A 24,895-nucleotide genomic window follows, 5' to 3' on the forward strand; every position below is an offset into this window, starting at 1 on the left:
CTCTCCCAAGTCCGGTATTCTAATTGATGCTAAAGACCGGTGTGTAATTGCTGCAGTATCTCTTCTTTTGTCTTGGCCTCTTTCAGACGGATCAGGTTCTCCTTCTCCCTGAGCAGGATGGTCAGCTCCGATAGCGCTTTGAGGTGGGACTCGCCGTCAATCGCCGCCAGTACCAGAATGATCTGAACTTGATGCCTTGCTTCTTCTGAGAAGGCGACGGGTTGCTCCACCCGCAGCAGACTGATTCCCAGCCGCCGGACTCCATCCTGCGGCTTGCCATGCGCAATCGCGATGCCTGGTGCAACAACGATGTAAGGGCCGAGCGCCTCTACTTTGGAGATCATCGCATCGATATAGGCTTCATCGATGCGCCCATCCTTCAGCAGGGGTTCGGAGGCTTCGCGTATGGCGCTCCGCCAGTCGGCCGATTCTCTTTTCATTTGGATCATCTGTCCAGTGAGCAGATCTGACAATGATGGCTTGCGTGCTTCACTCAGCCATGTTTTCCCAACGGACAAGTAGTGGTTAAGCTCCTCCGTAAGTCCTGCTTCATCCCTAACCGCGGCATATTTATGGACGATGTCCAGCAGCGCTTGAACCGAGTACACCGGGGTCTTTGATTTACGACCGGCAACCATGTTGACTTGGTTCAGCAGGTGTTCCTTATCCTTATCGCTAAGAATCGGATTCACTAGGAGAACGGGCACTTTACTATCCGGCAACGGTACTGTTGAGAAAATAAAATCAACATTCTCTTCATGAAACGACTCATAATTCCGGAGCGAGAGTACCGCTGTAATATCCACTGCTGAGAAGAGGTTCTCCAGCTGCGATTTCAACATTCGCGAAGCGGAAATGCCGTTGACGCAGACGATGGCGGCCTGTCTCCGTACAGCCGGCTTCGTATTCTCTCGGCGCAGCCAGCCGCCGAAATGCATGGCGAGGTATCCGATTTCGTTATCGTCAAGATGACGTCCAACCAGTTGTTCGAACGGAGCCGCGGAGCGTCGGGTCAGCTCGAACACTTCCCTGTACTTGGACAGGATATTTTCGAGCAGCGGATTTTCAAGGCCGAGTCCGTATATGATCCGGTAATAAGCCGGCTTCAAATGGACAAGCAGATTCTCCTCCATCGCTTCCCGGTTCGGCAGGAATACACAGGCGTAACGCTGAAAATCATCTATCATCTGTCTGGTCACTTGCCGAAGCTGCTTAAGCACTTCTTCGGATCCGGTCATCTGGTCCATCCGGTTGACTCTCGCTCCCAGCAGATGCATCGTAAAGTAGCAGATTTCTTCATCCGGGATAGAGACGCCGAACATTTGGCCGAGACCTTCAGCAACCCCAGCGGCAACTTCATACTCTGGCATTCGCCGCAGCACGTTTCGTTCATCTTCGTCTATTGAGATAAACTGCTCTTCCTGAATACGTCGTACATACAACAGGAAGCGTGCCGTCAAATGAAATAACATCTCGTCCGTCAAATCTACGCCCAGCGTAATTTCGCTATCCGAGATAAGGCGATACACTCGCTTCAGGTGTCCCGACTTCATAGGGGGAAATAAGTTTTGGGCAAGATCCGGTCGCTCCGATTCCGGTTTCTGGTTAAATACCTGCTCCCAGCCTGCATCGCCGAAAACCTGACCGAAATAATAGTTCAGGGCCCTCCGCTTGTCACGTTCCTCCCCATTTACGCCATAACCCCGTTTCCGATCGTAGGTTACCTTTAGATTCGAGGCCTTCATGTCCGACCGGACCATATTCAAATCCTTGAGCACAGTCCCTCGGCTAACCTGCAAAAGATCCGTCAAGTGATGAACAAAGAGCGGACCCTCCGCCGATAACAGATAAAGCGACATCCATGCCATTCTTTCCCGTGGAGACAAATAATACGGCTGTGCATGAGGCTTCCCGGTTGACTGCGGAAGACCGGCCCTGCTCTCATCGGGCAAATAATAGCCAACTGTCCTGACATATCGGACCGGCGGAAGATGAATCGCTTTCAAGTAACCGTTTATTTTTTCCATATCATAATAAACGGTTCGTCTGGAGATACCGACCTTCTGCATCAGTTCTTCCAGCGACACATAATCGGCCGCCTCATAAAGCAGCATTAAAATCCGGGTACTTCTTTCGTCTAGAATACGGCATCAACTCCTTTGCCGTTAGTGTAGTGCCTTTTGCAATTCGATTATACCCACAGGCAATTCATGAAAGACAGTTCAATTCATGGAGACCCTTTTGTGCAAAAATGAACTCAAGTGTTTAAACTGTTAGTTTAGAAAACAGCTGTGGATATCTGACTTCCGATAGTTTCCTTTTTATTTGTCCATTGTTTTCAGTCAGTCCATCTTAAAACAAAAAAAGACGCATACAATGCGGCTTTCAAAGTCATAACTTTTCTTTTTTCGATACTTATAAATCTTCAATAGTTAAGCATGAATGCCGGACAAAAAAAAGCACAGGCTGAATGGCCCATGCAAAATGTTATTCGCTTCGAGATTGAAGTGAACCTCCATTATATTCACTTACCGAGTGTCCGGCTTATGTATCGGTAATTCCGCGACTAGTCCGTCGCTCTGGCGGATCCATGTCTCGAACTGTCGTTCGCCCGCATTTAATCGAATGACTCTTGCTCCCGTCGGAAACTTATCCTTACGCACACCATCTACATAACTAACGTAACGAGTAGACCTCCCGTAGCAAAGACGTATGCCATGCAGTGTCCCGCAATAATCGTTTGAGTGGTCATGTCCGACGAACGTGCCCATCACATCGCCCATCTCTACCATGGCGGCAAGCAAGCCTGAATTTACCTTCGGCGAGCTGATCCATTCGCTGCAATGGCCCTCACACACTCTCGTCTTCCATACCTCATCGTATTCGGGCAGCGGAATATGAAAAAAAGCCAGTGCGGGCAAAGGCGTCCCGCCATTCCGCTCGGCCAATTGCCGTGATTCGGATACATACCATTCGATTTGATCACGGCGTATCCAGTCGTATCCGCCCACCGCTTCAATCGGTGAGTAATCGCCGCTATCGAGGAAAAACAACGAGGCCGCTGGCTTCTCTGCCCGATCGTTAATCGTCAGCACATAATTTCCCGCTCCGCTAACCCCCGGAGGATCCGGTTGGGCTACGCAATATTCATGTAGGAGCTGCTCCTCATGCATTCTCTTTCGGGGCAAGCTCCCTTCCGAGTCATGATTACCAAACACAGCCGCCCACGCTACGCGGTTTTCTTCAGCGACCGCGACCGCGCTTCGGAACGATTGAAGCGGATCTTTGCTTCTAGCACTTGCCGTTAAGTCGCCTGCAAACACAACAAGATCCGGCTGCTCAATCGCGATGATTCTCTCCATCGTCGCCTTCGTCATGGAGTCGAGAAGTGGCGTCTCCGGATCCAGGTCTTCAGCGTCAATAAACTCAACATCAGAAAACTGCACGATGACAAACGTTCCATCCTCACGAAACTTCAACTTTTTCACCAAGGTATACCCGCCCCTTCATCGTATATTCCTTCCAATACCATAACCCGATCAAAATGAATACAGCAGCGCACGCCAAATACATCGATGTAATGCCATACTTCAAACCGATCACCCAATAAATCAACGTCGGACCGATCGCCGCCCCTAAATCGGTGGATACGGAATAAGCGGTCATGACGGTAATAACGGAAGTGCTCTTCGCAGCATCAGAAGCCATAGCGTCCATGATCGTACCCAGCGCAGTGCTTGTAATCATGACGAAAATAACAATAACAATCCAAATACCGATCGGCAGCTGCCACGGAAGTAATGCGTAACCGGCTGCCGCACCCGCCAACGATAGCATAAATAATGGCAGCCTTCCTCTCGGCCCATCCGTACGCTGTCCGAACCATCGAGCTAAGAACGGCTCCCAAGTACAGCGAAGCGCTGTCAATACGCCGCCTAACGCCGTACTGCCAATGATCAATCCGAACCATGGTATCCCCGTTGGATAACTCGTATCGATAAGATACGTGAGTGTCGCGCCGAACACGGCGTGCAGTAATGATATAATTAATCCGCTTAGAACGATTTTCTTCACCTGCAGCGACCACACCGTATTTATGTTACTACGAGTTAGTTCCATTTGATGTGTTCCGGATGCTTTCCCTTGATTTATGGATGCCGCTATCAACGGAAGTCCGACCAATGCCATCATGCCAAACCATATCGAGACAGACCGTAACCCGAAGAAGGGCACAAGCAACCCTCCGAACAGTACGCCTACCAAGCTGCCAAGGCGCCACAACCCGTTATACGTTCCCATTAAGCGCCCTCGATTCGTATCGTCGGAGTAGCGAATGACGGTCAAATACCCGCCCATTCGCATCAAGGACCATGCAATCCCCCACACCGCTCGCAACACTATCCAAAGAACAAACCCTTTGAAGATACCGTATCCTACTGTGGTAAGCGCCGCTAACAAAACGGAGATGAACAGACCGGTTCGAAGCGACATCCGATGATACAGCCAGCCAATAACAGGATTAAGGGGCAGCCTTACTAGTCGGTTTACAGACAACAGTACGCCTACCTGCCAAAGCGCGTCCAGTCCCGCTTCCTTCCAATACACCGGGAGGACAATGTACAGCATGGAATCGCCGAAGAGAGTTAGCGCGGTTACGATGCCGACAATCCTAATCTGGCGCTGTTCGATTGCGTTGCTGCTGCCACTCGTCATAGGTCGACGATCAAGCCATCGTATGCCACCTTAATGCCAGCAGGTTCGAAAACGCGTTCAAAATCATCATGCAGAAATCCGGAGTTATGTGTAAAATGAGTCACATATACAAGGCCGTTGCTCGCAAGCGTACCTTCTTCCCGCCACACGCGCTGAACCTCCAGCACAGTTTCAATCCCCATATGGTTTGGATTACGATCATTGTTCGTAAAGCTATGCGTGCAATCGATGATCGCCATATCGATCACTTTGCCTTGAAGCCATTTCCAAGTATCGTCATGAAACCATCCGGTGTCATTGCCGTAAAATAGCGTTTTACCCCCTTTTTCTATGTAAAACAGCAAGCATGTCTCCATTGGGTCATGATTTGCAAGCAAAGGGGTGACCTGTGTGTCGCTGAGTGAAATCGTCTCGAACGGACGCAATAAGTGGAACGCGAACCTGCCTCCAGCGTCCGGCCCAAGTGCAGCTATAGTCTGGTTAATGGCCGAATCGTTGCCGTAAATATGTAAGGGGTGATCGATACCGTGCGCAAACCCTTCAATACGATTGTACAGATCCGATGGCTGAAAATGATCGTAATGCGTATGCGTGAACAATAGATGCTCAACCGCGCCCAAGTCGATCCGATCACGGAGCGCCTGCATATGCGAATCCGCGGAATAGTCAACCTTGATAACGCCATCGATCAATACAGAGCTTCTCGTTCGAATGTTTTTTCCTGCGAGCGACCTCGCATTGCAGCAGGCGTCACAGCGGCAGAACGGGTTTGGAAATCCTTCCGCTGCAGCCGTTCCAAGAAAGTGGATTTTCATTGGTTTCTCCTCCCTTTGAGAAGCAATTGTTTATTTCCTCGACTCTTGATTAATACAGATAATACCACATATATACAATCAATCACATACAAATATTTATGATTTACAATCTGTTTTCTTTCGAAATCTGTTGATCGTACATACCTGTCCCATAAACACATAAATGCACATAAACACAACCGCTCCTAACCACAAACCGACTACAAATATAAAATAAACGATCCCTGGTTCGTGGAAACCAAAAATCGTTCAAGTGGATCTATTATTTGTATACGATTTCGACACCGCTTTGGCTAAATTGTTCAACGATATCCCGGTCGATTTTGGAATCCGTCACAAACCGTTCGACTTCGGTTACTCCGCATACTTTGATAAATGAATTTTGTCCGAACTTGCTGCTGTCTGCGAGGGCGATGCAGCGCTTCGCGTTCGCAAGCATTATTTTTTTTACCTGAATTTCGCCGACTCCGTAATCTGTAATCCCTGCTTCCAACGTAACCCCGCTCATACTCATAAAGAATAAATCCGCATGAAAGCGCGAAGTAAACTCTTCCGCCAGATCGCCGATGATGCTTTGCTCCTGATGACGAATAACGCCACCGGTCATAATCACCGTATACCCTGGCATCGAAACTAATTCGTTGACGATCGGAAGCGAGTTTGTAATCACGGTTAATCGATCGAACTTGGCTTTCAGCGCCTTCGCAATCTGGTTGTTTGTCGTACTGGGGTCAAGTGCGATGGACATCCCTTCGGTCACATAACGAACCGCAATTTGAGAAAGCTCCGTCTTCTCTTCCATATATATAGATTCGCGGATCGGCAGCGGGATTTCCCGGCTATAGTCGGGCTCCTTCAGAATCGCCCCACCGTGCACCCGCCGCAGGTAGCCTTCGCTTTCTAAATATTCGAGATCACGTCTGATCGTCTCGAACGAAACCCCGAAATGCTCCATGAGCTCCGACGCTCGGATCGATTTGTCCTGATTCAGTTTCTGAATAATAATTTGATGCCGCTGCTCAGCAAACAACTACTCCACTCCTTACTTGCCTAGACTTCTTAATTAGAAGTTTACCATAAAAGCATTCAATCCTCCTTTTCTACCGTTTTTGGTGTTATTGTGGTGTTTTTCGCGTTTATATTCTTGTTCTGCAATATCTATTTAGGTGTGCACGGATTGTGCTAATATGTTTAAGGTTAGACCGCACTTATTTTACAAATAGCTTCATCAACTGTATGTAAATCGGATTTATCATGTAGCCAGTCGGGTTAAGGGAATACCGTGTACCCGTGTCTAGCTGCCGGATTCGGTCCATTTCTTCCTCATTCAGATCGAAGTCAAAAATTTCGCTGTTTTCCTTTATCCTTTGCAAATTTGACGATTTGGGGATGATCATAACTCCCCGATTTATATGCCAGCGTAATACGACTTGTGCAACTGACTTTTGATGATTACGGGCCATCTCAACGAGAACCGGATGCTCCAGCAAGGCCTTGTTTCCTTGCCCCAGTGGGCCCCAAGCTTCATGCAGTATCCGATCACGAACCATATATTCATGCAAATCGTGTTGTTGAAACTCCGGATGCGTTTCGATTTGGTTGATCATCGGTGATATCCGAGATTGCTTTTTGAGATACTCCAAATGCTCGATTTCGAAATTTGCTACGCCGATGACTTTAATTCTCCCTTCCATGTACAAATCCTCCATCGCCGCCCACGCTTTCTCGTAATGAGGTCCAGCAAAGTGAATCAAATACATATCGAGATACGTAACATTCAGTTTCCGACAGGTCTGCTCAAACGCCTTTTTCGTTGCATCATATCCAAGATCGGTTGTCCATACCTTGGAAGTAATGAAAAACTCATCTCGTGGAAGACCGCTTTTTTGCAATTCTCGGCCTAACGCTTCTTCATTGCCGTATATCTTCGCTGTATCAAAATGGCGATATCCCGATTGAATTGCCGCTGCGATGGTTTTCTCAAAAACAGCTCCCTTCTCGATTTTGTAGACGCCAAAACCAAGCTGAGGAATTTGAACTCCGTTTGCCGCCTCGACGGTTCGATACATCTGTGACCACTCCTTCTGTGCTTACGATTTATTCACATTGCAACAACGCTCTTTCGATTACATGAACTAGATTTTTTAAAGACTGAAGCTTGCTTTTCGAATCCAGCCTATAGTAATTGATGGTCCCTTCTTTACGAACACTTACAATCTGAGCATCTTTTAAAATCTTCAAATGATGAGATACTGCCGGGCGAGATAGATGAGTATTCAACCTGATCTCTCCCACTCGCATTCCGGGATTTTGCGGTCCCTCTATCAATGCTTTAAGAATGGCTTGTCGGGTTTCATCACCGATGGCGATCAACACCTTTTGATTGTTTTTGAACTCCATAGCGATATCGGCTGCAATTTCCTGATTCACCTAATCCCCCCCATTTGTTTAACTGTTTAGTCTTTTTGACCAACCTAGAATAACACACGAGAAGATTCGAAATGCTATCGGTAAAGCAAATGGAGATCCATATTTTCCCTTGTAATGAAATGCCTACTATTTCGATTCATGTTTAAATTGTGGCTGCACAAAAATTAAAAAAGCCGCGATTTTCCGCGGCTATGTCAAAAAAACATGGACTCCGATATATTCAAGTGTTCAACTAGAGCCATTCAAAAAATCGATGCCCTCATTCCCGAAAGACTCAACCATCGTTCAACTTATATTACTGTGTACCCCTCTTTTTTCCGTAAAGAAGTACAGTAATGCCATGAACGGAAAAAGAACGCCAACCCACATCGCCGCTTTCCAGCCGCCCATGGCGTAAGCCCATCCCCCGACTGCGGAGCCTATGGCTCCACCCGCAAAAAAGATTGCCATGTACATGCCGTTCAGTCGGCTGCGCACATCAGCTCCCAAAGCGAAGATCGCTCGCTGTCCTAACACCAAATTAGCGGACACGCCCATGTCGAGCAAAATAGCAGCTATTACGAGGATTACGATAGAGAATATAGAACCTCCGGGAAACATAATCGGTAAAAGTCCCGAAACAATCACCAGTGCGATGGACAATCCCGTTGCCGAACGTATCAGGCCTTTATCTGCTAAGCGGCCAGCTATAGGCGCCGCCGCCGCGCCGGAAACCCCTGCCAAAGCGAACAGTGCTACGCCTGTTGAAGAAAAATGAAACACCGGACTTGTTAAAACGAGCGGAACCGTTGTCCAGAACAGACTAAACATGCCGAACAAAAACGCGTGATACAGTGCGCGGCGCCGCAGAATCGGCGTTGTCTTGAGCAGCTGCAGCATGGACGAGATGATTACCGGATATTTGTCCTTGGTTTGCGGCCGCCTTGCAGGAAGGACTTTTGCCAAGACAAGAGCCAGTACCAAGAGCATAACGGAGGAAATAATAAAGATGGCATGCCAGCCGAAATATTTATCCACCATACTCGAAACCGGACGGGCCAGCATAATACCCAATAACAGACCGCTCATTACGTTGCCTACATTACGTCCACGCGTCTCCTCAGGGGAAAGATGCGCCGCGTATGGAACCAGGATCTGAGCCGCAACGGCCCCGACACCTATAAACAAGGAGGCGGAAAGAAACAGAGCCGCGTTTTGGGCTGCGGCGGCGATGACTAATACAATAGACGTCAGAATCAGCAGCGTAACCACCAGTTTGCGGTTTTCAAGCAAATCTCCCAGAGGGACGATAAATAACAAGCCGATCCCGTAACCAATTTGGGTCAGCGTAACGATCAAGCCTGCGGCTTCCGAAGATAACCCTATGGCCGTGCTGATCGATTCAATTAAAGGTTGTGTATAGTAAATATTTGCAACGATCAAGCCACAGGCAACAGCAAGAACCAGTGTGATCCATCTAGAAACGGATTTCTCCGAGCGTTCCTTTGCGTTTTCAGTCATTGATAAACACTCCTTTTTTTATGAATTATTCGCAATATAGGAACGATCGTTCCGGTATGGGGATAGTTTGCCCCCTATGCTTATACACAAGGGTTAATCTTTTTCAGGAATGATCGTTCAGATTTGGTGAAAAAAATAGGTTTACAGCATTTCGAAGACCGCGTTCATCATACCGTGGACTTTATGGATATCGCTCTGGATCCTGGCCATTACGTTGATGCTATGGTTGAGATTCAGCAGCAGGTACGAGAACATTTTAATATCTTTCTCCAGAGCTATTTCTCCCGCTTCTTGCCCTTTCTTTAACGTCTCATAAAACAGGTACTCCAACTCCGTAAAGCTTTGGCGAATCGTATCCTGCAAGGGCTCATCCACGGTATCCAGACCAACGGAAGCATTCGTAATCAGACATCCATTGGGGAAAGCTTCGCCGTGCGTGGCAAAAGCATTCGCGATATGCAACTCGAAATACTGGCGAATACCAGAAATCGCAGAAGGTGCGTGTATCATTAGATCGCGTTTTTTTTGCGACATTTTTTTATAATATTGGATAGCCTCATAATACAGCGTCTGTTTATCATGAAACGTTTCGTACATACTGGATCTGCTGAGCCCCATGGATTCCAATAAATCTGGTATGCTCGCAGCCTCATATCCTTTTTCCCAAAATACGATCATTGCCTTGCGCAGTACTTGCTCCCGGTCAAATTCTTTGGTCCGTCCCATCGTTGCTTCCTCCTTTTCTATAATGAGTATAACCTAATCGGAACGAACATTCCAGTATTTATTTCAAACAGCAGAAGACGATCAAAAATGATAAGACTGAATAAGATTAGATCATCGTTAAATCGGCCTTAAGTCTCCAGATTACAGAGAAGAGAAAGGTCATCGTCCAATGACCTTCGTCCTCCTCATTCGTTCATTTAAATAGATTTTCGATAACCCCAAAATCGAAGTCGTTCACGATTTTATACTCCTTGCCATACCTTTTGTGATTGCTCGAACCATTATAGATTCGCACATGGTCAGGGCTAAAAAAATATACGGCGAAGGTCGGACCTTTCCGGCCCTGGAACCAAACTTCATATTCGTCGTCATCGTAATTCACTCTGCTGGTTTTACGCAGTTTGACTTCGGAAAAGCTGTTCATGATGCGCTCGATCTCCACGGGATCTGTAATTTGTATCTTTTGCTCGTTCGGACGGAAGCGATTTTTCCCGACGCTCATATGGCTAATGGTTTTAGGCTCAATCAACTGATCCAGTACCATCTCCTTAAACGATGTTCTGTTTTGAAACGCCGAATATATCATCGCACTCATTAGAATCAGGACGCAAATTGCCAGAAAGACATACCATGTACGCTTACTCAGCCGCCATCTCCTCCCTCCTTTCGCAGGTCTCAAATTCTGCTCTAGAATCACTCAATTACCTAAATATGGTTACATATTCACCTTGAACCAGACAGCTTCTCCTAAGAAATCAGATCTCGTCAATCCATTTTCACCTAACAAGCATCGGTAGTTTGTAATCGTTCCATCATGAGTTATTATAAAGACCCTCTTTGAACACTGCGCTTTAATCCACCGTATCAGTTTCATTCCAAGTAGCGCGAAGTCTGATTCAGACAGCGTATTAATTCCCGCGTTCCATAATTCAGGATGATCCTTGTCCAATACGATAAAATCTGGATGATCGGTTAGATCCTACCAAGCGGATAGTTGATATCACATTTCAACACAAAGGCTTTGGGGTTTGGGGGTACTGGAAACATCCGTGGTCCTACAAGTGGAGTAACGTATTTCTTCGCCGAATTCAATCCATATGTCATGATATTAGTGGTCTCGATTGTTCTTAACGTTGGGCTGGAGATAAACACATCCTCCTGATTGAATGAGAATATGAACCTCAGTTTAGCTACCTGCTCGCGGCCTTTTTCGGTCAGGCGCGGATTCTCTGTATTAAGTCTGTCAGGGATGTCTGTATTATGCACGCCTTGCCCATGGCGAATAAAAATAAGGTCCAATGTTCACACCCCTTTCAGTTATGAATTGTTTATCCAACATATAACCATACTTGTTCCATCTTTTCCTCGCTTTTAGGTTGACTGAAATTCGTCGATCAACGAAATTCCTTTCAGAATCCGCATCCTGCTATCCCTTAAAAAATCACGGGTCCAACCATCTGCTTGACTTAGATCCCAGCTTCGGTGCATACCGACAACTACGATAATTTCACGCAGTCTCAGAAAGAGCTCCAGCTGATCCTTCCAGCCGTCAGGCATTTGACGGCCATCCTCTGTATAGCCTCGCTCGAAATGTTTCATGAAAAGTTCGTACTGCACCTTGCGTTCAGCCTTCGAATCTTCCCCGAATACATACAGCAAATAATAAAGCTGGATGGCAATGTCTTCGACATACCAACTGTACTGGCATTCGTCGAAGTCGAAGAGCGTTATTTCCCCTGATTCATCAACCATGAAATTTCCTACATTGATATCTCCGTGTATCAAACCGAAATTATCAGTAGTAACACGGAGACTGGACAAAAGTTTCTTAAGTTCATCAAGCGCATCAAGAATTGGTAGATGCACTGCCGGTAAATAATTTTTGGCCTGTAATAGGTATTCATTGCATTCCCATGTGTGTCTCTTTGCCTGTTGTTTGTAACGCTTCGACAGTTCATGGAGACGGCCAGTCAGGCGTCCGCATTGCTCGTAAAGTAGTGGATTATCTAGGCATTCTGGGTATCCGATTTTACGACCAGGTGCATATCTGAATGAGGTCGCGTAGAAATCAATATGATTTCCTCGGATTCGTTCGAAGTCCTTTCTATTAATCGATGGTATCGAGTCTGAAACTGCCAAACCATTCTCTGACAGATAACGAATCCATTCTATTTCAGCTGCAAGTCCTTCATCTGTACGATGAGTGCTCGGTGTGAAGCGGAGGATATATTTCATATGATTGCGATTGTAGGAATAGATAAAACTTTGAAATCCTCCAATGAAGGTCAGCTCCTCGGGGCTAACTCCGAACCGTGCTGCACCTTCAATGGCATGTTCATCCAAGAACATTAATTTTATGTTTGGGTCCATGCGCACTCCTTTCATACGAATCCTCCGCCAGAGCCAGAACCTTATGATTCATTTGGAGTAGCTTCTCTCAACAAATAGCGTGCAGGATATCCTATGTAACAGGTCCAAGTAAGATCATACCTTTTAAAGGACCTCCCCCTTTTCCTCATACTAGCGGATCATTCTCCATTTGCCGTCTACTCTTTTCCACACTTCGAGTGAAATGGCTCGTATTATTTTAGTATCGTTTAGGTGCGTGACTTCATATGAAACTGCGGCCTGGTCCTCAGATTGGGGAAGGATTTTCAGTCCCGAAAAAATAAACTTAATGTTTTTGCCTTTGTAATAACGTGCAGCATCTTCATTTCCTTTTTTGATTTGCTCTGCATTATACATCTCCATTTTTCCGGTTGAAGGCATGTACAGGATGCCTTGAAATTCGTCTGAATATAGCGTGTTCATTTCCTCAAATTCACCGTTTCTAAAATCATTGTGTAATTCCCCAAGCCGGTATATTTGAGACGAGAGTTCTGATTCTATACTCATTATATGTTTCTCCTTTATGAATTTTAAAGATCCTTACTGGCATACTTAGTTCAGGTGAATATATACCGATACTACCGATTTCATCACTATATTAACGTTAATATATTACAAGCATAGCATAACATGGATTATACAAGTTTTTGTTCATCGATTTCTTTTTAGCACCTTTTTGCTCTCCGATTATCCGTCTCTGAAAAAGTCTTATGTTTTGCTGGGAAAACCATGTTTTTTCGAACTCCACGCAATAGTCAATGCAATGAGCAGCAGAATCAACAGCACTCCCGGAAACGACTTGACTCCAATAAACTCCAACAAAGCACCCCCGACAATCCCGCCACCGGCGATGGCCAGATTCCAGACTGTAGTATTGATTGGCATTACGATATCCACACCCTCTTCACCACTTGCATCGGCAAGCGCTGTTTGCAGCATGGTGGCGGCACCGCCGAAGGTAAATCCCCATAATGCCACGACCGCATAAACGACGAATGCCGATGTGGCACCCGTCCATAGTGCTGCGGCAGCCAGCAGGAAGCCCAACAGACTAAGCAGTACAAGCAGGCGCAGGTGTCGATCTATCAACAGACCCACAATCCAGATCGAGATAAGTGCGAATGCTCCAAATACAAGCAAGACCAGATCAACACGCCCAGCCAGTCCCAAAGGCTCAAGAAACGGCGCGATATACGTATATAAAATATTGTGTGCCAGCATCCACGTCAGTACCACCATAAGAATCGGGCGGATGCCGGGCATAACAAACACTTGACGGATCGTCATACGTTGATTCGCAGGCTGCCCGGGATAGTCCGGCACCTGCCACAGAACCCATCCAATTAATGCGAGAGTCAGAAGCGACATGAGTCCGAATACAAGTCGCCAACCGATCAGATCACCGAGCAAGGTGCCAACCGGCACGCCTAATGTAAGAGCAATCGGAGTACCAACCATCGCGACTGCCAAGGCACGGCCTCTTAAGGCTTCCGGAACCATACGCCGGGCGTATCCGGCAATCATCCCCCATGCGGCACCCGCAGATACACCAGCGAAAAATCGAGCGACCAGCGTTAATGCATAGCTGCTTGACAGTGCGGTAATCGAGTTGAAGATGAAAAAACCTACAATAATGGCTAACAGAAGCGGACGTCGCCTCATCCCACTTGTAAACATAGCAAACGGAATGGCCGCCACAATGGAACCTAAAGCATAAGAAGTTACGAGCTGTCCGGCCATTCCTGTTGTAATATTCAAGCCTCCCGAGATATGCGGTAGTAAACCGGCTGGAATGGTTTCTGTAAAGATACAAATAAAACCTGTCATCGCAAGCGCGAGCAGTGCTAACCAAGGAAGTCTGGCAGGCGTAATTGCCGTTTGTGCCGTACCCGTGGAAGATGATAAATGAGACAAAATATTTTCCCCCTTATGATAAATTTAATTATGGATCGATCATTCCATATATTAAATTCACTCTTCTCCCTTGTCAAGGACTTCTGGATCAATTAGTATATAATTAATAAAGGAGGGGCATTTATATGGCACGAACGGGACGTCCACGCGCTTTTAATCGTGACGAGGCAGTTGCTGCCGCCATGCTTCTGTTCTGGGAACACGGCTATGAATCCACTTCGCTAGCTCAGTTGCGTGCTGCTATGGGCGATATTTCTGCAGCGAGTTTCTATGCCGCTTTTGAATCAAAAGAATCGCTGTTCCGAGAAGTGATGGATCGATATATTTCTACTTATGGACAAGTCTCTGAAAGTTTCAGGGATACTAGTCTGACATCAAGAATGGCCATCGAACAAGGACTTAGTCGCTCGGCCCGAATGCAGACAGAAAGCTCCCACCCTCTCGGTTGTCTGTTGGTTTTGTCCGCCGTGAACTGTTCACCCGAGCAACAACATATCCGAGAGATGCTTGCCAAGGAACGGGCAAGGGTTCACGGTTGGCTACAAGGCTGTATCGAGCGGGCCGTAGCCAATGGAGAGTTGCCGGATTCAACGGATATCCCCATGCTGGTAACCTTATTCGAAACATTTCTGCAAGGAATCTCAACGCAAGCCCGGGACGGTATTTTATACGAAGCCATGGATGCTTCTATCACGCAACTCATGAGCCTATGGGATGCCTTATCCACTAAGTCAGGCTAACGCGGCCATCATGAAACCATAAAATAAAAAGAAACCTGCTAGCTATAGCTAGCAGGTTTTGCTCTAACAAAGCTTCACCTGTTCCTGAGTACCTGGTCTTCTTTCTTGTATGAATCGCATCCGGTTCCGGAGGTACTCACCAGTGAGTTTTTGGAGCCTTCGAGCAGCGTAATCAGTTTTTGCAGGAGAACCGGCTCTTCGTTTTGGAATTCATCGAACCGGAGCCTCAGCCGTTCAAACATTTCTTTATCTTCGCGAATTTCATGACGAATGTACTGATCTCTCAGCTTCATCGCCCTTTTGGTGATATCCTTGTAGCCGGCCACCAGCTCTTCATCATACGGGATGATCCCCTCATCCACCAAGTATCCGATCCGCTCGCTCATCATTTTTTTGTGCTCCCAGAGCACATGAAGGTGTCTTACATCGTTACGCTCACCGAGCCGGGAATCGTTGCCCTCTACGGCATCATAGTACAGTCGCAAATAGTCGTAGATCTTGATTCCGAAAGCTTCCTCGTTGTCCGAATTGTAATTGATCCGGTTTAGATGAGTTTCTCCGTTTAAATAATCGCGCAGCTGGTCAATCGCGGCCGTTTTATCAAAAGGATATGGAGAATGCGGTTCGTATTTATAAAAGTACGTATGATGATCGGCCGTGAGCTCCTCCTTTAGAAGATGCCTCATCGACTGAACGGCGTCCTGGAACTCCCGAAACGGGATCTGCAAATTGCGGTAAACTCCCGTATGGTCGAACATCGACGCATAGAAGACACTCTCGTCCCAATCGAAACCGTATAGAAAAAGATGATGAGGGAACGGCTCCTTCTGATAGGAGGCCGCAGGCGATAGTCTGGCTTCGTCCAAAAACACAACGCAATAATAGCCGTTTCGGATCTGATCCGCGAAAAATTTCGGCCAGTCGTCCAATGCCAAACTCTCCAGAATCGTATAATTGACAGAACAGGTGAGAAGAAACGGGTTGTTGAAATTCAGTTCGTTGGGCTTGCCCCGAAAAAAATCAACATAATACTGCCTGCCGTCCTCCAGAAAGTTTTTTTTGCAGAACATCTGGATAAAATTGCTGTAATACCAAGGCATCGTTTCTTCGTGGATGCTGGTGATCGAGAGTGTGTAAGCCCACCGCAAAAATCCTTTAAGCGGCGGATTCACCACCGGAAGCTGAAACGCGTTCATCTGATTCTCCCCTTTCTGACAAGTGATCCGGAATCGTGACCAGCCGTGTTCCTTCGATTGAGCCCGATGTATCTACTCTCCTTCCTCATGCAAGGATGCAAGCTCGGCATTCAGCCCACCAATCAGCTGGTTTAACTGCTCGCGCTGCTGTATCCTTTCACGGCCTGTTTCCAGAGCAGCCGTACAGCTGCGAAGAGCAGAAGCGAAGCGGCCAGCGCCAGTCCCACATGAAGCCAGTTGAGCTGCTCAAGCAGAAACATCGGTCCGAAATTGGTAATGAGGAATAGAGGAATAACAAAGGTCCCGATCCGCCGGACCCAGGCCGGGTAAATAGCCATAGGGAAATTGTTGGCGTCCCAAATGGAATGCGCGATCTCTGATACAGAGCCCGTCTGGACGAACCAGAATGAAAGCAGTGCCGGGATGATCATCAGGCAGTATGTGATGACAACAGAGACGAGCAACAGCAAGGCAAACCCCGCGAGCTGCAGGAACGTCAGCGGAATATCCATGGCATGCCAGCCGATACCGACCATGACGAACCCAACCAGAATATCGGGGATCGGCAGCGCCAAATCGACGTAACGCAAGGAAGCAATGAACTGAAGAGATACCGGCTTCGTCAGCATTAAATCAAGCGAACCGTCCTTAATATATTCTGGAATTTTCATGAAATTTGTAAAAAACAGGCCGACATAAATTCCGGTCACCACCGTATGCATGCCTATAAATAGAAGCAGCCCTTCGGGCGGTATGCCATCTACATGAAGATCGGTGCGGAACACAACGAGCACATATAACAGCTTGGCGAGCAGGTAGACGGATTCAACCAGCAGGCTCATCATAAAATTGCCCCGAAACTCCATTTGGGCGATGAGGCAATTTTTGATGAATAAACCGTACAGCCGCATGTATTTCCTCGCGTTTTTAAACATACGCAACGTCCGTTACCCCCCTACTGCCGAATATTTCTTCATGGAAACGCGCCAAGTCAGACGGGATAACCAGAAGAACAGCAGAATCCACCCACACTGGATTAGCAGCCCTTGGTACATAGCCGCCGCTTCCGCTTTGCCGCTGAGGATATTGACCGGAAAATAAATCGTATATGGGAATGGCGTGTACTGAAGTGCCTTCACAACCGACTCCCCGAAAATCTCGAGCGGAAACATGCCTCCGCTCAAAATATTGACGAGCAGACTTGTAATGACAAAAAAATACGAGATCTCATGCAGATAAAAAGCACTCGCGCAGATGCAGTAGGCGATCAGGAAATTGAGCAAAAGCGCCCCCGATAGCGTGACCGCGAACAGGATCAGGCGTATAGCCTGGAGCTCGAGCACGCCACCAGCAGATGCGAACCCAATAATCCCGATGAGTAGTAAAGCTGTAATCCCGTAGTAGATCGCCTTCTGGCCGAAAAAAGATACCAGCCGATACCCGAAATAGCTGATCGGTTTGATCAAATACTTGTTAAGACCACCGTTTTTGATATCGTCGGCAATCTGGTGCTCGAATTGGGTAGCAATCAGCTTGGAAACCAATCCCGCCAAGATCGTATACAATATAATTTGACTATACGAATACGAGAACAGCGCATCCTGACCGGAATGCCGGTACACGGCCGTCCAGATGAAATACTGGACAAGAATCGGAAATGTGGCCCCCAGAAGACCAAGAAAGAAGTGAAAACGATATTCCATCGAATGCTGGACGCCCATTGAAAAAACAGCCCTGTACAATTTGCCTCTGTTCATCCGACGGATTCCTTGCGGTAGAGCATCGAAATACTCTCCTCGATCGCCACGTCCTCTATTGTCCAGTCCACGATCGGAAACGAATCGAGCACGGCACGTGATACTTCCTTCAAGCGGTACTTAGGCAGCTCCAAAACCGCGTTGTAGTCGTCTGCACTGACGATTTTTCCGAATTTGGCCAACCGCTGCTCGGCAACAGGTTCGGAGAATTGCAGCCTTATCACTTTGTTCTCGCCAAAAAGATCGTTGATTTTATGAAGATCACCGTCATACAGAATACTGCCTTCATTAATGATGATCGTCCGCTTGCACAGATCCTCCACATCCTTCATGTAGTGGCTCGTCAGCAGAATCGTCGCGCCGAATTGTTCATTGTAATATTTCAAAAACTCCCTGACCTTCTTTTGGGAAGGGAAATCGAGGCCGATCGTCGGCTCATCGAGATAAAGCAGCTTAGGGCGGTGGATCAGAGCGGCGATGAGCTCCATCTTCATCCGCTCCCCCAGGGACAACCGACGCACCTGCACGTCCAAAAGGTCCTGCACATCGAGCATTTCCGATAGCTCGGCAAGACTCCGGCGATAGAGATCATCGTCCACGTCATAAATACATTTGTTCAAATAAATCGACTCGCTGGCGGGAAGGTCCCACCAAAGCTGATTTTTCTGGCCCATTACAATGGAGAAAAGCCGCTTGAACTCATTCTTTCGCTCCCACGGGACATAGCCGAGCACATCGGCCTCCCCGCTCGTGGGATATAGGATTCCCGATAACATCTTGAGCGTCGTAGTCTTGCCCGCTCCGTTAGGTCCCAGAAATCCAACGCACTCGCCAGGACCGATGTCGAAGGAAACGGATTTAACCGCTTCCTTCACCAGTGACTTGCGAGCAAACAAATTTTTCAATGAATTTTTGAGTCCTGCTTCTTTCCGGTAATACACAAACGATTTGTGCAGCTCCCGTACACGGATATAGTCCATCTCCGCTCCTCCCAAACGTTTGCCTGATCTGCCTGAATGAACGGCATAAAGTTAAAACGCTTAAACTCCATTGTTATAAAGCAGCACGCATTTCGAGCAAATCGGCATCAGACCGCAGGCCAGAACCTCGCGCTGTTTCCGAAGATCTTCGCCGTGAAAAATATCCGCCACGCTATCTTCATACAAATTGCCGACACTGAATTCCGGGAAAAATTTGCACGGATTCACTTTGCCGTCCGGCATCACGTCCATCCGGTTCGAGATCGAGAAGCATTTCGTCCGGTTCATGGCCGGCTTCTCGCTTCCCCGGATAAACCCTTCCACCTCTTCGGGCTCCAGCGCGGGCTGATAGCGGATACGTACATTCCATACGCGTGAATTGACGCGTTTCAGCTCTTCGATCAATGTATCAAAATGGTCCGGCGAGATATGGAACGTGAAGGAGTGCCAGCTGTTCTTGTGATCGTCCGCAAAGCGGGAAGCAAGGTGCGGGAAATGGGCATCAAAATAGGTATCCATTTTCTCCGCCGTACCGGAAGGGATGTACCAAGGGAAGCAGAAGTACACGGAATCTACGCCCATCTCTTCGAAGTATTCCATAAAGCTGTAAAGCTGGCCAACCATCTGGTCATTTACTGTCAGAGCTACAGATACTTTGCCTTTGTACAAGCCCTGCTTTTGCAGATCCAGCAGGAGCTGTATGGCGTTGATCACCTTCTTAAATGTGCCTTTGCCTCTTATCGCGTCATTCTCTTTCTCGAAGCCTTCCAGGCTGATCAGCATAACCAAATTTTCCGACATTTTTAGAATAGAATCCAGCTTCTGTTCTATGAGAATCGCATTCGTACAAATGGTCGTATATCGGTCTTCTTTGGCCAGCAGCTCCGCCAGTTCATCGAACTTGGAGTAGAACAGCGGCTCCCCGCCCCACAAGAATACACGCGATTTGCGTTCTCTTGTTTCGGCAAGCAGCTTCTCCACGACAGGAATCTCGATTTCGTCGTTCTTTACTTCTTTGGCAAAGCCGTGATGGAAGCCTTCCGGATTCCATTCGAAGCAATGCTTGCAGCGCAGATTGCACCCGTTATTGAGTTTGATCCCAATCTCATAAGGCACGGGGGCCGCATAAGTCGGGTCCTCCTTGAGCTTTCTTCCCGTTTCCGCTAGGGGTACCAGGGTTCTTTTCATATTACGGAACGTCAGTTGGTCAAACGTAACTGCTGTTTTCGGCTGCATAGGTGTTCCTCCCAAAATGGTTGATTTTTGATCGCTGCTCCAGCAAACGTCTGCAAATCTCCTCTAGCATAGGTTTCGAAAAATCTTGGGCTTTCCACTCGGTAAACCGGATACCGAAACCACAGGATTCCCAATAGGCTGAATTATGAAGCTCATGGTCGCCAAACGGTTCCAGCATGACAAAAGGGATGCCGAACGCCAACGAGTCGTTCAGGGTCGCTCCACCCGGCTTGCTGATGATTGCAACGCAATTTCGCATCAGGTCCGTGTATTCGGAGTAATCCCCGAGTGGAAACTCCCGGAGAATACCGTCTTCACGGACATAACGGACCATCGGCGGAAATGTGTGCCGCCCCTGCGCATCCCTGCTCCACGGATCCCAGAAGGCCTCCGTTCCAAAGTAACGCGTAACCCCGTCGTCCTCCTCCACCTCGGAGGGATCGTAGACGATCACATCAAGGCTGTAGCCGAACTTACGAAGTTCTGAGATCGTTCCGGCGTAAGTTCCGATCCCCCAGCCGCCGCCATGGATCAGAATGCGTCCGGTACGCTGCGAGTAAGGCAGAGGCTCCGCTTCATCCGAAGCAAGGTAACTGCCCGGCGACCGCTTTGAGGGCTCGTAGAACCAGACGTTGTCGCAGCCTAAATATAATGGCTTGTGTACCTTATAAGACGGCGTATCACTCGCATCCAACCGGATCAGCCGGATGTCCAGGGAAATGTCCGCAGCTGCTTTATAGCGCTCCAGTATCGGCAGCCAGAAGCCGGTAAAGACGGCAAAGCGGGTGACTCCGACCTGTCTCCAGCCGTCCAGCATTCTCCGAACCGCTTCCTCGTCCAGGGAAGAGTCAACGGGCTTGGCCAGCTTATGGCCCATACGGGCAACGGAGAAATCTGCATGGAATGCTTTTTTGGTAGAGCGTATCTTGTGCCGGACTTCCTCGTGATACAAGTTCTCCAGAACATGAACCTCTGTCCCGATACCTTTGCTTTGCAGGTACGTATGCAGATGCATAGCCGGAATGTATGCGCCAAGCGAATTGCCCGACGCCAGCAAGGTGACCGAAGATGAATACATGCGCAGCCTCCGAGTTCCAGATTTAGTTGTACACTTTAACGGATAAGTCGGCGAGTATCTGACGCAAACTTTTCACCAATTCGCTGCGATGTTCGTCGTCACGTCCCAGCACGGCTGCATACAGCCGCCCCTTCGGCATCCCCCGTTTGTTCTGCGTTCCCTCGGCAATACGGCGCCGTGTTAGAATCTCGTTCACCATGACGGTATTGGATGATAACGGAACGATCCCGTAATCCCCGAGTGCTGACAACAGAAGAGCGGATTCGCGCAGAGCCTGCAGGAGTTTCCCGAATGTGAAGCCTTGCGGAAGACCGAGTGAGAAGAACGTAAGCCAGCCGGTATGGCCGTATGGTTCCCACGATTTATCGAGATACGCGTTAATCAGTCCCATGGACTTGCGGGCATTAATCTCCACAATGGATACGACTTCTCCGTCCTCCAGGATCATGGAGTCGAAGCAGACAAAGCCATGGTAGCCGTCCTCGGCCAGAGCCCGGAGCGCTTTCTCTATCACGGCAAAATAGCCGGCGTTCTCTAGCATGCCGTTAAATGCTTTATCGGCTTGGATAGACCCACTGTAATTTTGCTGGTGATTCATCATCCGCTGAACGGAGATGAACTCCTTCTCACCGTTCTCCCGGATGAACCAGTGAGAACTGAAATCGGTCACTTTCGACAGCAGGGGCTCTAGCAGAAACTGAACGCGCAATCCGCTTCCCTCCTGCTTATACAGGTGCTCCGCTATCCTTCGCTGCATGGCTTCGCTGTCAATGAGCAGATTGCCCTTGCCCGAAACACCGAATAAATCTTTCAGTAAATACGGTCCCCGCTTCAAAAGCGTAGTTCCAATCGCCTCAATTTCCGCAGCGCTGTTTGCCTCCATCCCGTAGCGCTTCTCGCCGATGCTAGCCAGCAGTCTGCTCGAGTATTTCTTGGAGTTGACACGTACAACCGTCTCCAAGTCCGGGAAAGGATCAAACGGTCCAGCGGCACGACGGTAAGTTTCCGTTTCTGCTGTAATAGCGTACGGTGATAGAATGTTTGTGGCGTTGGTGAACAACGATTCATCCGGTGATTGTGTTTGGCGCAAACCGTTTGCGGCATTTAAGGAAGAGATCGATCCCGGCAATCGTGCACCCTCAGAATAACCGGCACCGGCCGTCTGCAGCACCCTGTTTGCCGGTATAGGATCTTGGGCGTGTTCGGCAGCAAGGCTGAACATGCACCGCTTAAAAACGTCTGATCCTGGTAAAGGCTTATGCTCATCGTTCAAATCATAGTGATAACGGGACTGAAAAGAAAAACCCAGCCCGTTTAGGTATTCGTGCAGCGCTGGATCGATTTTGCAACGACTGTAAAGAACATCGTTCGGTCCGCAAAATGGAAATAGCAGCTCGTCCATGCAGAGGACAATCGATTCCCGGTCCTTATCGGGCATAGCGGGCAGCCGGGCCAGAGCCGGATCCCTCCAACGTGTTTCGGGATCGAAGGTACCCATCACGATTTTCGGAATCACGCCGGCTTCATTACTTGACATCTTCGTACAAGGGCTGCTCCTGCGATTGGCAGCTTTTCAGAAAAGTGATAAATGAGTCGATCGACTGGAGATGTTCGTAATCAAACTGGTCATAGTCAATGACCACATTTAACTGATCTTCGACTTTGAGCATAAACTGGATCATTTGCAGAGAATCGAGGCCTATATCGTTGTTTAGATCCGTATCGAGGGACAGGTTTTGGCGGAGTTCCGGTTGATCTTCTTTGATAGAGCACAAAATGTCTACGATTTTATCGTACATGACTACACTCCTTTAGTGGGTTAATATACGAGGTACAACCGAATCTTTACATTTAGAAATTCCATTCGAACAAAAACTCCTAAAACACATTCCCTCCTTTTACCATAGTTACAATTATTATCTTCCTGGTGTTAAAATCTGTCAACAATAAATATATCAGGATTCGATAGAGCGAAAATTGCCGAAAACTACATTCTGGTATGTATTAAATAAGCCGCATAACCCACGACTTCCTATGTGTGTATGTTCTTGTTCTAGCAAAAAAAGGAGCTGTAGCCCTAATAGGTCATCAGCTCCTTTTTTTATTTATGCTACATTTTCGCCAACAACGAATGGTTGGGTGCAGCACGATCTCTGGGGAGTTATCCAACGGGTTACGCTAGCAGCTACATCCCTGCTTTTACTTGCTTATCTAAAATGCGGTTCACTTTCTCTGCACTCAGCCACATGAAGATAAGGAATGCTAGCACAACGGAAGGGAATAAACCGATGCTTGTCTGCGAAGCGATAAGTCCAACCATGGGAGGAAGCAGCGTGGTCCCCGTATAGGCGACAGCCATCTGATATCCCATAAGTTTCGCCGAATGTTCTTTTCCAAATCGAGCTGGCGTTTCATGAAGGAGACCAGGAAATATGGGGGCAAGGCCAAGCCCGATCAACATAAATCCCATCAAAGAAAAGGAAACAGACAGCGGTAGTAAAAGGATAATTCCACCTGATATAGTGATTATCTGACCATAACGGATCAACAGACGGTTGGTGACCCTCAGCGTTATAAAGCCGGTAACAAGCCTTCCAATCGTAATACCGCCATAGTATAAAGAGATCCATATCGCAGCCGTATCCGCTGTAATATTTCTAGCACCGACAAGGTAACTGGCTCCCCATAACCCCACCGTGGATTCGACTCCACAATAAAATAAAAATGCCATAAGGGTTGGTTTAACACCTTTAATCCGAATGATGTTAGCTTTTACGTTCTGCTCCTGTTGCTGAGTATCGGTATCGACATTTGTTCCGTTCTGTGGTTGTTGAAGCTCACGCATTGCAGCGACACGCTTCCATAAAGGGAGCGTAATAAGCAAAATGATAACGAGCGAGAATTGAATCATGGATACAGCAGTATATCCGCTCCTCCAGGAGTTATGGTCTGCAATGTAAGAGGACATAATAAGGGGCCCCATTGTTGCACCTACACCCCAAAAGCAGTGTAACCAGTTCATATGATGCGCCTTGTAGTTATCAGCAACATAATGATTCAATGCGGCATCCACGGCACCTGCCCCCAGTCCCAGCGGAATGGCCAGAACGACAAACCAGGCCATGGAGGGTGCCAAAGAGAAACCAAGCAGCGCTCCTGCAGTTAGGAAGCAGCTAAACAGGGTGATTCTCCCTGTTCCTAACCGTTGTATCATAGAGCCGCTTGCCAAACTCGAAACGATGGTACCTCCTGCAATAACCATGGACACTATTCCTGCAGAGCCGACGGAAGACCCAATGTCGGGCCATATCACGGGCCAGGCTGATCCAAGTAAAGAATCGGGTAGTCCCAAACTAATAAAAGCCAGATAAATGATAATCAAAAACCAGGTTGCCAAGAGTACACCTTCTCCCATCTCAAAT

24 protein-coding genes are annotated in these 24,895 nt (G+C 47.8%); 1 reads left to right on the forward strand and 23 read right to left on the reverse strand.

Features of this window, described 5'->3' with window-relative positions:
* Positions 1–29: 29 nt before the first annotated feature.
* The 14 genes from ABEW73_RS20825 to ABEW73_RS20890 form a co-directional block, all read right to left on the reverse strand.
* Positions 30–2,144 carry a BglG family transcription antiterminator gene (locus ABEW73_RS20825; RefSeq protein WP_430168247.1) on the reverse strand — a complete coding sequence of 705 codons (2,115 nt, stop codon included), beginning with the start codon at positions 2,142–2,144 and terminating at the stop codon, positions 30–32.
* Positions 2,145–2,528: 384 nt separating this feature from the next.
* Complete coding sequence (locus ABEW73_RS20830) at positions 2,529–3,491, reverse strand: metallophosphoesterase family protein (RefSeq protein WP_430167923.1); 963 nt, start codon at positions 3,489–3,491, stop codon at positions 2,529–2,531.
* Complete coding sequence (locus ABEW73_RS20835) at positions 3,466–4,713, reverse strand: MFS transporter (protein ID WP_430167920.1); 1,248 nt, start codon at positions 4,711–4,713, stop codon at positions 3,466–3,468. The genes ABEW73_RS20830 and ABEW73_RS20835 overlap by 26 nt, the downstream gene beginning before the upstream one ends.
* Positions 4,710–5,528: an MBL fold metallo-hydrolase gene (locus tag ABEW73_RS20840; protein ID WP_430167917.1), complete on the reverse strand. Its 819-nt coding sequence runs from the start codon at positions 5,526–5,528 to the stop codon at positions 4,710–4,712. The genes ABEW73_RS20835 and ABEW73_RS20840 overlap by 4 nt, the downstream gene beginning before the upstream one ends.
* A 262-nt stretch (positions 5,529–5,790) precedes the next feature.
* Positions 5,791–6,558, reverse strand: coding sequence for a DeoR/GlpR family DNA-binding transcription regulator (locus ABEW73_RS20845; RefSeq protein ID WP_430167915.1), 768 nt, complete (start codon positions 6,556–6,558; stop codon positions 5,791–5,793).
* A gap of 178 nt (positions 6,559–6,736) precedes the next feature.
* Positions 6,737–7,597: an aldo/keto reductase gene (locus ABEW73_RS20850; protein ID WP_430167913.1), complete on the reverse strand. Its 861-nt coding sequence runs from the start codon at positions 7,595–7,597 to the stop codon at positions 6,737–6,739.
* Positions 7,598–7,625: 28 nt separating this feature from the next.
* A complete protein-coding gene (locus ABEW73_RS20855; protein WP_430168244.1) occupies positions 7,626–7,928 on the reverse strand; it encodes an ArsR/SmtB family transcription factor in 303 nt (100 codons plus the stop codon).
* 315 nt (positions 7,929–8,243) lie between these two features.
* Entirely contained in the window at positions 8,244–9,458 is a 1,215-nt protein-coding gene (locus tag ABEW73_RS20860; RefSeq protein ID WP_430167910.1) for an MFS transporter, read from the reverse strand.
* A 141-nt stretch (positions 9,459–9,599) separates the two neighbouring features.
* The gene (locus tag ABEW73_RS20865; protein ID WP_430167907.1) at positions 9,600–10,184 is read right to left on the reverse strand and encodes a TetR/AcrR family transcriptional regulator; all 585 of its coding nucleotides are present in this window, start codon (positions 10,182–10,184) and stop codon (positions 9,600–9,602) included.
* Positions 10,185–10,377: 193 nt separating this feature from the next.
* Positions 10,378–10,713 carry a hypothetical protein gene (locus tag ABEW73_RS20870; RefSeq protein WP_430167905.1) on the reverse strand — a complete coding sequence of 112 codons (336 nt, stop codon included), beginning with the start codon at positions 10,711–10,713 and terminating at the stop codon, positions 10,378–10,380.
* 443 nt (positions 10,714–11,156) lie between these two features.
* Entirely contained in the window at positions 11,157–11,483 is a 327-nt protein-coding gene (locus tag ABEW73_RS20875) for a phosphoglycerate mutase family protein (protein ID WP_430167902.1), read from the reverse strand.
* A gap of 72 nt (positions 11,484–11,555) precedes the next feature.
* Positions 11,556–12,569: a phosphotransferase enzyme family protein gene (locus ABEW73_RS20880; protein ID WP_430167899.1), complete on the reverse strand. Its 1,014-nt coding sequence runs from the start codon at positions 12,567–12,569 to the stop codon at positions 11,556–11,558.
* A gap of 135 nt (positions 12,570–12,704) precedes the next feature.
* On the reverse strand, positions 12,705–13,079 hold the full coding sequence (locus tag ABEW73_RS20885) for a nuclear transport factor 2 family protein (protein WP_430167896.1): 375 nt from the start codon (positions 13,077–13,079) through the stop codon (positions 12,705–12,707).
* Positions 13,080–13,280: 201 nt separating this feature from the next.
* On the reverse strand, positions 13,281–14,486 hold the full coding sequence (locus tag ABEW73_RS20890; RefSeq protein ID WP_430167893.1) for an MFS transporter: 1,206 nt from the start codon (positions 14,484–14,486) through the stop codon (positions 13,281–13,283).
* Positions 14,487–14,611: 125 nt separating this feature from the next.
* Here ABEW73_RS20890 and ABEW73_RS20895 point away from each other — a divergent pair, with 125 nt between their 5' ends.
* Positions 14,612–15,226 (forward strand): TetR/AcrR family transcriptional regulator, encoded by a 615-nt coding sequence (locus ABEW73_RS20895; protein ID WP_430167891.1) that lies wholly within the window; start codon positions 14,612–14,614, stop codon positions 15,224–15,226.
* 74 nt (positions 15,227–15,300) lie between these two features.
* Here the strand turns inward: ABEW73_RS20895 and ABEW73_RS20900 are convergent, their stop codons facing one another.
* The 9 genes from ABEW73_RS20900 to ABEW73_RS20940 form a co-directional block, all read right to left on the reverse strand.
* Entirely contained in the window at positions 15,301–16,422 is a 1,122-nt protein-coding gene (locus ABEW73_RS20900; RefSeq protein WP_430167888.1) for a hypothetical protein, read from the reverse strand.
* Between the two features lie 131 nt (positions 16,423–16,553).
* Positions 16,554–17,357, reverse strand: a complete 804-nt coding sequence (locus ABEW73_RS20905) for an ABC transporter permease (RefSeq protein WP_430168242.1) — start codon at positions 17,355–17,357, stop codon at positions 16,554–16,556.
* Positions 17,358–17,369: 12 nt separating this feature from the next.
* A complete protein-coding gene (locus ABEW73_RS20910) occupies positions 17,370–18,179 on the reverse strand; it encodes an ABC transporter permease (protein ID WP_430167885.1) in 810 nt (269 codons plus the stop codon).
* Entirely contained in the window at positions 18,176–19,159 is a 984-nt protein-coding gene (locus ABEW73_RS20915) for an ABC transporter ATP-binding protein (protein WP_076321627.1), read from the reverse strand. The genes ABEW73_RS20910 and ABEW73_RS20915 overlap by 4 nt, the downstream gene beginning before the upstream one ends.
* 60 nt (positions 19,160–19,219) lie before the next feature.
* The gene (locus ABEW73_RS20920; protein ID WP_430167883.1) at positions 19,220–20,395 is read right to left on the reverse strand and encodes a radical SAM protein; all 1,176 of its coding nucleotides are present in this window, start codon (positions 20,393–20,395) and stop codon (positions 19,220–19,222) included.
* Complete coding sequence (locus tag ABEW73_RS20925) at positions 20,367–21,473, reverse strand: hypothetical protein (protein ID WP_430167880.1); 1,107 nt, start codon at positions 21,471–21,473, stop codon at positions 20,367–20,369. The genes ABEW73_RS20920 and ABEW73_RS20925 overlap by 29 nt, the downstream gene beginning before the upstream one ends.
* A gap of 22 nt (positions 21,474–21,495) precedes the next feature.
* Entirely contained in the window at positions 21,496–23,010 is a 1,515-nt protein-coding gene (locus ABEW73_RS20930; protein WP_430167878.1) for a hypothetical protein, read from the reverse strand.
* Complete coding sequence (locus ABEW73_RS20935) at positions 23,000–23,272, reverse strand: acyl carrier protein (RefSeq protein WP_430167875.1); 273 nt, start codon at positions 23,270–23,272, stop codon at positions 23,000–23,002. Before ABEW73_RS20935 ends, ABEW73_RS20930 begins: the two co-directional genes overlap by 11 nt.
* 386 nt (positions 23,273–23,658) lie before the next feature.
* A complete protein-coding gene (locus tag ABEW73_RS20940) occupies positions 23,659–24,870 on the reverse strand; it encodes an MFS transporter (protein ID WP_430167873.1) in 1,212 nt (403 codons plus the stop codon).
* Positions 24,871–24,895: the final 25 nt, after the last annotated feature.

Source organism: Paenibacillus lautus, from assembly GCF_050482385.1.
In the GTDB taxonomy this organism is placed as follows: domain Bacteria; phylum Bacillota; class Bacilli; order Paenibacillales; family Paenibacillaceae; genus Paenibacillus_AQ; species Paenibacillus_AQ lautus_B.

Bases quoted from the DNA above. Each gene is read 5' to 3' on its own strand.
- ABEW73_RS20835 (WP_430167920.1), bottom strand. From the start codon at position 4,713: ATGACGAGTGGCAGCAGCAACGCAATCGAACAGCGCCAGATTAGGATT.
- ABEW73_RS20840 (WP_430167917.1), bottom strand. From the start codon at position 5,528: ATGAAAATCCACTTTCTTGGAACGGCTGCAGCGGAAGGATTTCCAAAC.
- ABEW73_RS20850 (WP_430167913.1), bottom strand. From the start codon at position 7,597: ATGTATCGAACCGTCGAGGCGGCAAACGGAGTTCAAATTCCTCAGCTT.
- ABEW73_RS20855 (WP_430168244.1), bottom strand. From the start codon at position 7,928: ATGGAGTTCAAAAACAATCAAAAGGTGTTGATCGCCATCGGTGATGAA.
- ABEW73_RS20860 (WP_430167910.1), bottom strand. From the start codon at position 9,458: ATGACTGAAAACGCAAAGGAACGCTCGGAGAAATCCGTTTCTAGATGG.
- ABEW73_RS20865 (WP_430167907.1), bottom strand. From the start codon at position 10,184: ATGGGACGGACCAAAGAATTTGACCGGGAGCAAGTACTGCGCAAGGCA.
- ABEW73_RS20880 (WP_430167899.1), bottom strand. From the start codon at position 12,569: ATGAAAGGAGTGCGCATGGACCCAAACATAAAATTAATGTTCTTGGAT.
- ABEW73_RS20885 (WP_430167896.1), bottom strand. From the start codon at position 13,079: ATGAGTATAGAATCAGAACTCTCGTCTCAAATATACCGGCTTGGGGAA.
- ABEW73_RS20895 (WP_430167891.1), top strand. From the start codon at position 14,612: ATGGCACGAACGGGACGTCCACGCGCTTTTAATCGTGACGAGGCAGTT.
- ABEW73_RS20900 (WP_430167888.1), bottom strand. From the start codon at position 16,422: ATGAACGCGTTTCAGCTTCCGGTGGTGAATCCGCCGCTTAAAGGATTT.
- ABEW73_RS20905 (WP_430168242.1), bottom strand. From the start codon at position 17,357: ATGTTTAAAAACGCGAGGAAATACATGCGGCTGTACGGTTTATTCATC.
- ABEW73_RS20910 (WP_430167885.1), bottom strand. From the start codon at position 18,179: ATGAACAGAGGCAAATTGTACAGGGCTGTTTTTTCAATGGGCGTCCAG.
- ABEW73_RS20915 (WP_076321627.1), bottom strand. From the start codon at position 19,159: ATGGACTATATCCGTGTACGGGAGCTGCACAAATCGTTTGTGTATTAC.
- ABEW73_RS20920 (WP_430167883.1), bottom strand. From the start codon at position 20,395: ATGCAGCCGAAAACAGCAGTTACGTTTGACCAACTGACGTTCCGTAAT.
- ABEW73_RS20925 (WP_430167880.1), bottom strand. From the start codon at position 21,473: ATGTATTCATCTTCGGTCACCTTGCTGGCGTCGGGCAATTCGCTTGGC.
- ABEW73_RS20930 (WP_430167878.1), bottom strand. From the start codon at position 23,010: ATGTCAAGTAATGAAGCCGGCGTGATTCCGAAAATCGTGATGGGTACC.
- ABEW73_RS20935 (WP_430167875.1), bottom strand. From the start codon at position 23,272: ATGTACGATAAAATCGTAGACATTTTGTGCTCTATCAAAGAAGATCAA.